This is a genomic window from Arthrobacter sp. 05L421, assembly GCF_056397785.1.
The window spans coordinates 310416-322865 of the sequence record NZ_JBFTOC010000002.1; the positions used below are offsets into that span (position 1 = coordinate 310416).

Sequence of the window (12450 nt, forward strand, 5' to 3'; positions counted from 1 at the left end):
GTTACACCTGTCACCAAGGACTGGGCTTGTAGTCCTTCAGGAAGACCCCGTACTGGTCCTCGCCGGACTCGCCCATCACGATGGGGTCATACACGCGGGCAGCGCCGTCAACCAGGTCCAGGGGCGCGTGGAATCCCTCTTCCATAAGCCGGACTTTGGTGTAGTGCGGCCGCTCGTCCGTGATCCAGCCGGTGTCCACGGCCGTCATGAGGATGCCGTCGGCGTCGAGCATTTCCTGGGCGCTGGTCCGGGTCATCATGTTCAGCGCGGCCTTGGCCATGTTCGTGTGCGGGTGCCCCGGGCCCTTGTAGGCGCGGGAGAACTGGCCTTCCATGGCGCTGACATTGACGATGTACTTCCGCCGCGCGGTGGAGCGCTTCATGGCGCCGCGCAGCCGGCTGACCAGCAGGAACGGAGCCGTCACGTTGCACAGCTGCACTTCGAGCATTTCCAACGGATCCACTTCGTCCAGCACCTGGGTCCAGCTGTTGATCGTAGCGAGGTCCGGGACCAGACCGCCGGCGTCGATTGCGGTGCCGGAGGCAATGCGTTCCAGCGACGCGGAACCCGTGGACAGGGCCAGGGACGTGATTGCGTCCCCTGCCAGTACGGGATGGTCCAGCACGCTGCTGGCGAGGGCAAGCGGGTGCTTGTCGTGGGCGTGGCCGAACGTGACGAGCTCCGGGCCGCCGTTGGCAGCCTGGAGGGCGGCCGGCAGCGGCTCGTCCTCGGCGTCGACGAGGGGCTTGTAGGCGTTGCCGGAGCGCCGCACTGTCTGGGCCGCGTTGTTGATGATGATGTCCAGCGGTCCGGCGGCGTCGAGGGAATCCGTCAGGGCCATCACCTGGGACGGGTCGCGGAGGTCGATGCCCACGATCCGGAGCCGGTGCAGCCAGTCGGCGCTGTCCTCCATGGCGGCGAAGCGGCGGGCGGCGTCCTTGGGGAACCGGGTGGTGATGGTGGTGTGGGCGCCGTCCCGGAGGAGCCGGAGCGCGATGTACATGCCGATCTTGGCCCGGCCGCCGGTCAGCAGGGCCCTGCGGCCGGTCAGGTCGGTGCGGGCGTCGCGTTTGCTGTGGCTGAACATGGCGCACTCGGGGCATAGCTGGTGATAGAAGGCGTCAACCTGAGTGTAGTGCTGCTTGCAGATGTAGCACGGCCGGGACCTGAGGAGGTGGCCGGCGATCTCCCCGGTCGCGGAGGTGGCGAGCTTGTTGCCTCGCGTCTCGTCGTCGATCCTGTCGGGGGCCGCCGTCGCCGTCTGGGCGATCACGGCGCGGTCCGCTTCGGCGATCTCATCGCGTTTGCTGACCCGCCGGTGGCGCTTGACGGCTTTGAACATCTTCCCGGTGGCGCGGCGCACGGAAACGTAGTCCGGGTGTTCCTCGTCATAGGCGTGGATAGTGTTCAGGACCTTCAGGCAGGCCTGGATTTCCTCCGAGGTCAGATCGGCAGGGCCGGCCTCGGCGAGACCAGCCTCGGCAGGGGGAAGATCGGAAGACAGATCGGGGGAGCTCATTGCCCTAATTTTACAGGGTGCGGGGAGCCCGGCGTGACGCGGTGCCGGGCCCCCGCCTGCCTATGCCGTGGGCGATTGCTTGGCCGGTGCGTCCGCGCCGACTGCGGCGGCCTGCACGTCCGCGACCTTGTCCACGGACTCCCGCAGTTCGGGCCAGCTTTCCGTGGCAGTGCGGACGGCATCGGGGACCAGGCGCAGGTTGGCCGCGGAGAGCGCCCGTTCCGCATCGCTGGGATCCGGGACAAGCTGCCCCTTGGACAGGACCGTGATCCCGGAGTCGGTGACCTTGAACCCGCGGGCGCGGTCCAGTTCGGGGTCGAGTCCGATCGCGGCCCCGGCCGGAACCTTGACGTTCTTGTCGATGATGGCGCGTTTGATTACTGCGCCTTCGCCGACGTTGACCTTGTCCATCAGGACCGAGTCCAGGACCCGGCTCGAGGTGCTGACATAGACGTCGTTGGAGAGCACGGACCCCTCCACGATGCCGCCGGAGACGACGACGCCGCTGGCCACGATGGAATCCAGTGCCGTGCCCACGGTGTTGGACTTGCCGCGGACAAACTTGGCCGGCGGGGAGATGGTCTGGCGTGTGTAGATCGGCCACTCGGAGTTGTAGAGGTTGAAGACCGGAACGGGGGAGATCAGGTCCATGTGGGCGTCGTAGAACGAATCGATGGTGCCGACGTCGCGCCAGTAGGTGCGGTCCCGTTCGGTGGAGCCGGGGATGTCGTTGAGGGTGAAGTCGTAGACGCCGGCTTCGCCCTGGTTCACGAAGTAGGGAATGATGTCTCCGCCCATGTCGTGCTTGGTGTCGAGTCGCTCGGCGTCGACGTGGAGGGCTTCGATCAGGGCGTCGGCGTCGAACACGTAGTTGCCCATGGAGGCCAGGAACTGGCTGGGGTCGGCCGCGAGGCCGGGCGTCGACGACGGCTTCTCGACAAACGCGGCAATCTTCTCCGGGTTGTCCGCGTCCGTTTCGATCACGCCGAACTGGTCCGCCATGTGCAGCGGCTGGCGGACGGCGGCGACTGTGGCTTTGGCCCCGCTGGCAACGTGCTGCGCCACCATCTGGGAGAAGTCCATCCGGTAGACGTGGTCTGCGCCGACCACGACGACGATGTCGGGATTGGCGTCATGAATGAGGTTCAGTGACTGATAGATGGCGTTGGCGCTGCCGAGGAACCAGCTCTTGCCCACGCGCTGCTGGGCCGGGACCGAGGCCACATAGTTCCCCAGTTGGGTGGACATGCGCCACGTTTCTGAAATGTGCCGGTCAAGGCTGTGGGACTTGTATTGCGTCAACACCACAATTTGCAGATAGCGGGAATTCACAAGATTTGAAAGGGCAAAGTCTATAAGCCGGTAGCTTCCGGCAAACGGGACACCAGGCTTGGCCCGGTCCGCCGTCAACGGCATGAGCCGGTTTCCCTCGCCACCTGCGAGGACAATTGCCAAAACTCTCTTTTGATGCGGCATGGTGATCGCTCCTGAACGCCTTCGTTACTCCCCAATACAGTCCGGTATGCCCGAACGTCTTCACACTAGATCAGTTCCACCGTAACGACTACCTTGGTGCATGTGCGAATAGATATTGTGACCAAAGAATTCCCGCCGGAAATCTACGGCGGCGCCGGGGTCCACGTGGCCGAGCTCAGCAGGGTGCTGGCCCAACGCGTGGACCTTCAGGTGCGTGCCTTCGGCGCGCCCCGCGAGCCCGGGTATCACGGAGCGACCGTCACGTCGTATTCCGTGCCCCAAGACCTGGGCTCAGCAAACGCCGCTATCCAGACCCTCGGGGTGGACCTGAGAATCGTTCCGGATATAGCCGGCGCGGACCTGGTCCACTCCCACACCTGGTATGCCAACATGGCCGGACATATCGCGTCGCTGCTCCACGGCATCCCGCATGTCCTCAGCGCCCACAGCCTGGAGCCGCTGCGCCCGTGGAAGGCCGAGCAGCTCGGTGGCGGATACGCGGTGTCCTCATGGGTGGAAAAGACCGCCTACGAGGCCGCTGCCGCCATCATCGCCGTCTCGGAAGGGATGCGCCAGGACATCCTGCGCAGCTATCCGGACGTTGACCCGGCCAAGGTCAAGGTGGTCCACAACGGCATCGATGTCAGCCAGTGGAACCGGGACGAATCTGATGACATCATCCGTCCGCTCGGGATCGATCCGGAGCGCCCCAGCGTTGTTTTTGTCGGCCGGAACACCAGGCAGAAGGGCGTACCGTACCTGCTGCGGGCCGCCGCCAAGCTCCCGGCCGACGTCCAGCTGGTGCTGTGCCTCGGTGCCGCGGACACTCCGGAGCTGGCGGCCGAGACGGCACGCCTGATCGAGGAACTCCAGAGCCAGCGCAGCGGCGTGATCCTGATCGAGCGGATGCTGCCCCGCAACGAGGTCATCCAGGTGCTCAGCCACGCGACCGCGTTCGCGTGCCCGTCCATCTACGAACCGCTGGGCATCGTCAACCTGGAGGCGATGGCGTGCGGCGCTGCCGTGGTGGCCAGCGCCACCGGCGGTATTCCGGAGGTCGTCGAGCACGGCAAGACCGGACTGCTTGTTCCGATCGAGCAGGTCACGGACGGCACCGGCATCCCGTTGGACCCGGAGAAGTTCGTCACCGACTTCGCCGAGGCCCTCATCGAAGTGGTGTCCGATCCCGCCCGGGCGCGCGCCATGGGCGAAGCCGGCCGGCGCCGGGCCGAGGAGCACTTCTCCTGGGAATCCATCACGGAGACTACGCTCGAGGTTTACCGCTCGGTGCTCAACAAGGACTCCTGACCCGCGTCCAAACGGCAGTACGACGACGGCGCCGCCCCGGCTGAGGGGGCGGCGCCGTCGTCGTATTCGGCTGGGTCAGACGCTGCGGGTATTAGTGCTGCGGGTATTAATGCCAGTGGCTTTTGTGGCGTGGGCCTTTGCGGCCTGAGCCGCGCGGGCGAGAAGGATCTTTTCGTCCAGGGGTGCCTGGCCGCTGGCCCGCTGCTTCCGGAAGTAGTCCCGGGCCTCATCCTGGCGGACCTTCTCCGCGCCGGTGGAGATCTCAGCGCGGAGGTGCTCCGGCCCGTATCCGAAGGCATCCACGAGGTCGAGGGCGTGCGGGCGGATCTTCACGAGCAGGCGGTTGATGTATTCGCCCACGGTGCGTCCGCGCTGCATCGAGAGCCTGCCGTTCATGAGGTACCAGGACAGGTTCTTCTCGATGAGGGACAGGCCGAACAGATCACGCAGCCACGTCAGGACCTTGTGCGTGCCCGGGTCTGTCACTTTCCCGAGCGCCTCCGTAAAGGCTTCCCACTGCAGCAGCTCCGCATGAGCCTGGGCGGCTTCGATGAGTTCGTGCTGATGCGCGTTGAACAAGGCGGCTCCCTGCTGCTGCGGGAGCCTGTTCGCGCCCTTGAGGGCTGCGGCCACCTCCGCGACCATGGTCTGGACGCGGTCCGTCAGCAGAGTCCGCTGGCTCGCTTCGTCCTTGATCGCCAGGGCCGCCTTCTGCACTGATCCGGTGTCCGCCACGAACTGTGCGACGCCGCGCAGTCCGGTGCGGTGGATCGCGACACCGGTGGCCTGGCCCACGACGTAGCGGGCCAGCACGCCGAAGTTCACGGTGCGGAATTCCTTGGCGTAGTCGGCCAGCAGGCGCTTCGCGACCAGCTGCAGCAGGACGGTGTTGTCGCCTTCGAAGGTGGCGTACACGTCGAGGTCGGCGCGAAGCGACGCGAAACGGTTCTCGATCAGGAATCCGGCGCCTCCGCAGGCCTCGCGGCATTCCTGCAAGGTGTCCAATGCGTGCCAGGTGCTGAGTGGCTTGAGTGCCGCGGCCAGGGTCTCGAGGTCCTGGCGGTCCTGGTCTGTGTCGTGGCGGCCGGAGAAGACGTCGTCGAATTTCTGCAGGAGCTGCTCGCTGGCGAAGCTCGCGGCGTACGTCGTGGCCAGGCGGGTGAAGAGCCGGCGCTGGTGCCGCTGGTAGTCCAGCAGCACTTCCTCGTCGGTCTGGGATGAGGCATTGAACTGGCGGCGTTCGGTGGCGTACTGGATGGCAGTTTTCAGCGCCAGTTTCGACGCCGTCACGGCGGCGCCGTCGAGGGAGACCCGGCCCTGGACCAACGTGCCGAGCATGGTGAAGAAGCGGCGGCCCGGGCTGGCGATGGGGGAGGTGTAGTTGCCTTCAGGGTCCACGTTGCAGTAGCGGTTCAAGAGGTTGGTGCGGGGGATCCGGACGTTCGTGAAGTGGAGCCGGCCGTTGTCGATGCCATTCAGTCCGCCTTTTACGCCGTCGTCCTCGCCGCCGATGCCCGGCAGGAATTCCTTGGTCGCGGGGTCCCGGAGGTCCATGTAGAACGCGTGCACGCCATGGTTGACGCCCTTTGTCACCAGCTGGGCGAATACGACGGCGGCTAGGCCGTCGGTGGCGGCGTTGCCGATGTAGTCTTTCCACGCGGCCCGGAACGGCGTGTGGACCACGAATTCCCCGGCGGCGGGGTCGTAGGTGGCGGTGGTGGCAATGCTGGCCACGTCGGAACCGTGGCCGGTCTCGGTCATGGCGAAGCAGCCCGGGATGTCCAGGCTCATGATGCCGGGCAGCCACTTCTCGTGGTGTCCGGCGGTGCCGAGGTGGTTCACTGCGGAGCCGAACAGGCCCCACTGGACTCCGGCTTTGATCTGCAGCGAAGGGTCGGCGATGACCAGCTCCTGGAAACCGGCCACGTTCCCGCCGTGATCATCCGCGCCTCCTACCGACGTGGGGAATGCGCGGTGCACGGCGCCGTTGTCCACCAGGATACTGAGCTGTTCGAACGCGCGTTGGCGATGCTCGGTGTGGGTCAGGCCCTCGATCTTGTGCAGTTCCGGGAGCCCGGCGAGGGCCCTGGACTTCAGCCGGATGTCCGCCCACCTGCCAAGCAGTTGTTCGCCAAGGGCCGCGACGTCGACGGCGGGCGCCTCGGGGGAACCGGGTTGGGCGCCGGAACGGCCGGCTGTTGTCCTCGCTGCCGGCGTCGTGGTGGTGCGAGCCACGTTGCCCGTCGTGCGGTCGGCTGGTTCAGTGCGGTCGGCTAGTTCAGTCATGTCGTTTCCTTCTGTGGTTCTGACAATCTGTAGTGCTGATAATTCAAAATGCTGACGATTCAGTTCGTAGGCGGGGCCGGAGCCGCCGCTACAGCGTGCCCCGGCCGGCCGTGTCCTTGCCGGCCGTGTCCGCCGGTGACTGGTCCGCCGGTGACTGCAGCTCGGGGGCGATGCCGAAACAGAGCCAGTCCGTGATCTGCCGCGCCATGGCTTCCTGGTCCGGCCTCTTGGGCCCCGGCGGGCCGGCGAGCCATTGCTCTCCGGCGTTCCGAACCAGGCCGATCGCGGCATTGGGCCAGTAGCCGATCACGGCTTCTTTGTCCTGGCCGCCGCCTAGATGGCTGCGCATGGGCCGGGCAATCATGTCGCTGATGGCAGCGAAGAAGTGGCTCAATGCGCCGGCTGTGGAAGTGGACGGATCAGCGGTATCCGCTTCGCCGGGGGCGTGGCGCGTGACGAAGGTGTAGACATTCGGGCTGGTCTCGGCCATCTGCAGGTAGGCGGACACCATGGCGAACAGGCCTTCGCGGGGCGTCTCGGCGCCCTGGGCCGCCTCCTGGATGCGCCGCTGCATCTGGCTCAGGACTACTTCGCCCACGGCCTGCTGGAGTCCGGCTTTGTCGCCGAAATACCGGTAGAAAACGGACTTTGAGGTTCCCGCCGCCGCGGCAATGTCCTCCATCGACGCGTCACTGCCAAGGGCGTGCACCGCCCTCCGGGCCGACTTGATGAGCTCCCGCCGCCGCTCCTCGCGGTGGGACTGCCAGCGGGAAGCGCGGCCGTCGACGGCGGCCTGCCCGGCGCGCGGAGTGTCGTTGAGGATGTTCACGATACCAAGCGTATCAGGTACGCTAGGTATCGGTAATCGCTTTGATCGAAGGAGACAGCCCATGTCCGTCAACGGACCGTCAGTGCCACGCCCCCAACCAGCCGCTGCTCCAGGCGCTGGAACCTCCGCCGCGACTTCCGCCGTGGAGGAGGCCACACAGGCCGCAGCAGGGAAGGAGCAGCGCGGCGGCGCGGCTTCGGCGCAGCTCCGCAGGGCCGTGGTGGTGGGTGGCAACCGCATCCCGTTTGCCCGGACCGGCGGCGCGTACACCAAGTCCTCGAACCAGGACATGCTCACCGCCGCTTTGGACGGACTGATCGCCCGCTTCGGACTTCAGGATGAACGGATCGGGGAAGTCGCGGCCGGCGCCGTGCTCAAGCACTCCCGCGACTTCAATCTCACCCGGGAGGCCGTGCTCGGCTCGGCCCTCTCCGCCGAGACCCCGGCATACGACCTCCAGCAGGCCTGCGCGACCGGCCTGGAAACGGTGCTCGGCCTGGCGAACAAGATCAAGCTGGGTCAGATCGATTCGGCGATCGCCGGCGGTGTCGACTCCGCCTCTGATGCCCCCATTGCCGTCAGCGAGGGACTCCGCGAGGTGCTCCTTGACCTCAACCGTGCCAAGACCGTGTCCCGGAAGCTGCAGGTCCTCAGCCGGCTCCGGCCCAAGGACCTGGCTCCCGATGCCCCGAACACGGGGGAGCCGCGAACCGGCCTGTCGATGGGAGAGCACCAGGCGCTGACCACCGCACAGTGGCAGATCACCCGCGAGGCCCAGGATGAGCTCGCCTTCAACAGCCACCGCAATCTTGCCGCGGCCTACGACGCCGGCTTCTTCGATGACCTCCTGACCCCCTACCGGGGACTGAGCCGGGACTCCAACCTGCGCGCCGATACCAGCCTGGAGAAACTGGCCACCCTCAAGCCCGTGTTCGGCAAGAACCTGGGCGCCGCAGCGACAATGACGGCCGGGAACTCCACGCCGCTGACCGATGGCGCCTCCACCGTGCTGCTTGCCTCCGAGGAATGGGCCGACGCCCACGACCTCCCCAAGCTGGCCGCGGTTGTCGACGGCGAGGCAGCGGCGGTCGACTTTGTCCACGGCAAGGACGGGCTGCTCATGGCGCCGGCGTTCGCGGTGCCCCGGCTGCTCGCACGCCACAATCTCACGCTCGCGGACATCGACTTCTTCGAGATCCATGAGGCTTTCGCCGGCACGGTGCTGAGCACTCTTGCCGCTTGGGAGGACGAGGAATTCGGCCGCACCCGTCTTGGCCTGGACGGCGCCTTCGGAAGCATCGACCGGACCAAGCTGAACGTCAACGGCTCGTCGCTGGCCGCCGGACATCCGTTTGCCGCCACCGGCGGCCGGATCGTTGCGTCGCTGGCCAAAATGCTGCACGCCCAAGGCCAGGTCAACGGGCGCCCGGCCCGCGGGCTGGTGTCCATTTGCGCAGCCGGCGGCCAGGGCGTCGTCGCAATCCTCGAAGCACTCTAAGGAGAACCGGATGAGCGACAAGTACACCCGGTTCGTCAGCCACGGACTCGGCAAGGACATCGCCAAGCGACTCGGCCTCCCGCAGCCGGTATCCCTCCGGCGGCACGAGCCCGGCCGCCCCCTCATCGAAGGGCCAGTCCTGGTCCAGGGGTCAACCGGCGGCGCCGACGAGCTCGCCGCCACGCTCCTGGCCTGGAACCTCGACGTCCGCCGCCACGCGATACCCAAGGAGAAGCTCGGCGCCATCATCTTGGTGCTGGACGAACTGGCCCATCCCAGCGACCTCGAGAAACCGGTGCTCACTGCCGCCACCTCACTGCGTGATCTCGCACCGAACGCCCGCGTCATCACGGTGTCCCGCACCGCAGACTCTGCGGAGCCGGCAGCGGCAGCCGCCCGGCAGGGCGTGGACGGCCTCCTGCGGTCTTTGGCGAAGGAACTGCGGGCCGGCGCCACCGGCAACGGCATCGTGCTCGCGGACGCCGCACGGACCACCAGTCCCGCAACGCTCGGGGCGTTGAGGTTCTTCCTGTCGGGCCGCTCGGCGTTTGTGGACGGGCAGTTCCTGACGGTCAGCTCCGGCGCCGGGCAGTTGCCCGACGACGTCGATAAGCCGCTGGCCGGCAAGGTGGCCGTGGTGACTGGCGCCGCCCGGGGAATCGGGGCCGCGATCGCCCGCACGCTGTACCGCGACGGCGCCACCCTCATCCTCGTCGACATCCCGGCTGCCGGGGACCACCTGGCCGAGGTGGCCAACGAGGTCCACGGTACGGCCCTGCAGCTGGACATCAGCCGCAACGACGCCGGCCAACGGATCATCGACCACGCCGCGGCACGGCACGGCCGGTTGGACATCATGATCCACAATGCCGGCATCACCCGGGACAAGCTCCTGGCCAACATGGACGCGGGCCGCTGGAATTCCGTGATCGCCGTCAACGTCGCCGCGCAACTGCGGATCAACGAGGCCCTCCTGGCTTCGGAGCACCTCGGCGACGCGCCCCGGATCGTGTCCGTGGCCTCCACGAGCGGGATCGCCGGAAACCGCGGCCAGACCAACTATGCCGCGTCCAAAGCCGGCGTGATCGGCATGGTGCGCGCCACAGCGGCGCTGATCGGCGAGCGCGGCGGCTCCATCAACGCCGTCGCTCCCGGCTTCATCGAAACGGAGATGACCGCCAGGATCCCCTTCGCCACCCGCGAAGTGGCGCGCCGGCTCAATTCCCTGCAGCAGGGCGGCCAGCCGGGCGACGTCGCCGAGGCCATCGCGTTCCTCGCCAGCGACGCCGCGGGCGGGATTTCCGGCGAGGTGCTGCGCGTCTGCGGGCAGAACCTGGTGGGCGCATGACCGGATCCCAGACCGTCATCCTGGGCGAGATGCCGTCGCTGTCCAAGCTCTACCTCAATGCGGCGGCCGCGGCGGCACGGCGCAGGGTCCTGGGGACGCACGGCGGCACCGAACTGCCGGACTACACCCACGAGGTCCGTGGTGTGAAGGCCGGCGTCGCCAACCTGACGGCCTACCAGCACCTGATCGGTGAGAGCGCGAGCGACGTCCTCCCGGCCGGCTTTATCCATGCCCTCGCGTTTCCGCTGGCCACGAGCGTGATGAACCGGGACGATTTTCCGCTGCCCCTGCTGGGAATGATCCACCTGAGCAACAACGTGGTGCAGTCCGCGCCGGTCCTGTTCACCGAGCCCCTGGATATCCGGGCCCGGGTGGAGAACCTGCGCGGCCACCGGGCCGGCACCCAGTTCGATGCCGTGGCGGAGGTCCGCGCCGCAGGGCAGGACGCAGCCGGGCCGGACGTTGGCGGGCCGGACGTTGGCGGGCAGAGAGAAGTCCGCTGGCGCGGGGTCTCGACCTACCTGGCCAAGGGCGTGTTCCTGCCCGGGATCGACAAGCCCTCGGTGCCCGAGACGCCTGCGCCGTTCTCAGTCCCGGACCCCACGGCCCTGTGGCAACTTGGCGTCGACACCGGGCGGGCCTACGCCGCGGTGTCCGGCGACTTCAACCCCATCCACCTGAGCGTCCTGACTGCCAAGGCCTTAGGGCTGCGCCGCTCCCTTGCCCACGGCATGTACCTGGCATCGCGGGCTCTGGCCGACGTCGGCGCCGTCAGGGGGGACTCGTTCCGCTGGGACGTTGCCTTCGAGGCTCCCGTGTTCCTGCCGGCCCGCGTGGCACTGGACATCAGCACGGCGCAGGCCGACAGCGGCGCCTGGCAGTGTTCCGACTACGTGGCGTGGAACCCGCTGTCCGGGCGCCGGCATTTCAGCGGGTCCGTCGCGGCACTGCCGTAGCCAGGCTCTCCGAGTCCGGTCACTTCGGCGGGAGCCGCCGTCGTCCGTTCCGCAGCGTTGCCTAGCTTGAGGGGGCGGTCGCCGGTTCAGCCTCTGGCCGGCCGGGTGTGGCCACCCGCACCATGCGGTGGAGGCTGAGGAGGATGGACTCCACCGCGCTCGGGGCGTCCTTGCTGTGCTGTTCGGAGGCAATCCGGGCGGTCAGTTCGTTGATTGTCGCGTCGGCGGAGCGGGCCAGCTCGGCCTGGCGTTCGGGCTTTTCCTCCTCCAGCGCACGCAGCACGTCGCCGACGGAGGCCATAGCGTCCCCCAGGGGCGCCGCCAAGTCGTCGGGGACCACGAACGGGGTGTCCTCGGCCCAGATGACATCCGAGAGCACCTGGGTCACGTCCTGGACGTGGAAGGTCAGCCGCTCGAGGTCCCGCAGGTTGCGGTAGTCGAGCTCTATGTCGCGCGGATGCAGGCGGCGGCGGGGATTGGCCTGGCGGCTCGCATCGGCCTTTTCGACGGCGAGGCGCACTGCACGGGCGTGCGCTGCGAGCTCCTCCGAACGGCGGGACCAATCCTGATGTTCCGGCGGCCAGCTTTCCTTGAGTGCCTTGCCCATGTCCCAGAGCTGTTGGGCGAGTGCCTGGCGGAGCTCCGCGATACTCAGGGCCGCAGCCCGGAAGTGCAGTGGCGGGAAGACCAGCAGGTTCACCACGATGCCGACCGTGACGCCGACGGCCATCTGGAAGAGGTACCCGAAGGAGAACGTGTCCGGATTATGGCCGCCGACCAACAGCACCAGGAGCGCCGCCGTCGGGATCCAGTCCCGGCCCGAGCCGATCCGCGGCAGCCCGGCCAGGACTACGCCCAGGCCCATAACCACCGCGACCGTCAGCGGAGTCGGCTGTCCCAGGCTGAACAGCATGAACGCCAGACCGACGCCGATCGCCAGGCCGACGAGGGTCTGCAGGCCCTGGCGCATGGATCCGGCCACGTTCTCGTACATGGCGACGAGGGCGCCAAGCGGGGCGTAGTACGGATACTCGGCGGCGGAGCCCGGCATGTACGGGGCGATCGCGAAGGCGATGCCGGCGGCCAGCGCCGCTTTCAGGGCCAGCTGGAGCCGGGGCCACAGCAGCGTCGCGGAAACAGCCCGGGACACATTCCGGGCCCACGTGCGCGGCAGGGAGGGCGGGCTGTCGGCTGTCTTTTCTGGAGTGAGCATCCCGGCTCACCCTAGGG

The 12450-nt window shown here is 67.6% G+C and carries 9 protein-coding genes; 4 read left to right on the top strand and 5 right to left on the bottom strand.

Features of this window, described 5'->3' with window-relative positions:
* Positions 1-10: 10 nt before the first annotated feature.
* On the bottom strand, positions 11-1519 hold the full coding sequence (locus AC1DKQ_RS04385; RefSeq protein ID WP_476918311.1) for an SDR family NAD(P)-dependent oxidoreductase: 1509 nt from the start codon (positions 1517-1519) through the stop codon (positions 11-13).
* Positions 1520-1579: 60 nt separating this feature from the next.
* Positions 1580-2995 carry a glucose-1-phosphate adenylyltransferase gene (gene glgC, locus AC1DKQ_RS04390; protein ID WP_476883347.1) on the bottom strand — a complete coding sequence of 472 codons (1416 nt, stop codon included), beginning with the start codon at positions 2993-2995 and terminating at the stop codon, positions 1580-1582.
* Positions 2996-3097: 102 nt separating this feature from the next.
* Here glgC and glgA point away from each other — a divergent pair, with 102 nt between their 5' ends.
* Complete coding sequence (gene glgA / locus AC1DKQ_RS04395) at positions 3098-4303, top strand: glycogen synthase (RefSeq protein ID WP_476918312.1); 1206 nt, start codon at positions 3098-3100, stop codon at positions 4301-4303.
* A gap of 75 nt (positions 4304-4378) precedes the next feature.
* Here the strand turns inward: glgA and AC1DKQ_RS04400 are convergent, their stop codons facing one another.
* Positions 4379-6589, bottom strand: coding sequence for an acyl-CoA dehydrogenase family protein (locus tag AC1DKQ_RS04400; protein WP_476918313.1), 2211 nt, complete (start codon positions 6587-6589; stop codon positions 4379-4381).
* 88 nt (positions 6590-6677) lie between these two features.
* Entirely contained in the window at positions 6678-7418 is a 741-nt protein-coding gene (locus AC1DKQ_RS04405) for a TetR family transcriptional regulator (protein ID WP_476918314.1), read from the bottom strand.
* Between the two features lie 61 nt (positions 7419-7479).
* Here AC1DKQ_RS04405 and AC1DKQ_RS04410 point away from each other — a divergent pair, with 61 nt between their 5' ends.
* The 3 genes from AC1DKQ_RS04410 to AC1DKQ_RS04420 are packed head-to-tail and all read left to right on the top strand — an operon-like array spanning position 7480 to position 11220.
* On the top strand, positions 7480-8916 hold the full coding sequence (locus tag AC1DKQ_RS04410; protein WP_476918315.1) for an acetyl-CoA C-acetyltransferase: 1437 nt from the start codon (positions 7480-7482) through the stop codon (positions 8914-8916).
* Between the two features lie 10 nt (positions 8917-8926).
* Positions 8927-10264 (top strand): 3-oxoacyl-ACP reductase, encoded by a 1338-nt coding sequence (locus tag AC1DKQ_RS04415; RefSeq protein ID WP_476918316.1) that lies wholly within the window; start codon positions 8927-8929, stop codon positions 10262-10264.
* The gene (locus AC1DKQ_RS04420) at positions 10261-11220 is read left to right on the top strand and encodes a MaoC family dehydratase (RefSeq protein ID WP_476918317.1); all 960 of its coding nucleotides are present in this window, start codon (positions 10261-10263) and stop codon (positions 11218-11220) included. The genes AC1DKQ_RS04415 and AC1DKQ_RS04420 overlap by 4 nt, the downstream gene beginning before the upstream one ends.
* A gap of 61 nt (positions 11221-11281) precedes the next feature.
* Here AC1DKQ_RS04420 and AC1DKQ_RS04425 read toward each other — a convergent pair whose 3' ends face one another.
* Positions 11282-12433: an FUSC family protein gene (locus tag AC1DKQ_RS04425; RefSeq protein ID WP_476883354.1), complete on the bottom strand. Its 1152-nt coding sequence runs from the start codon at positions 12431-12433 to the stop codon at positions 11282-11284.
* Positions 12434-12450 lie beyond the last annotated feature (17 nt).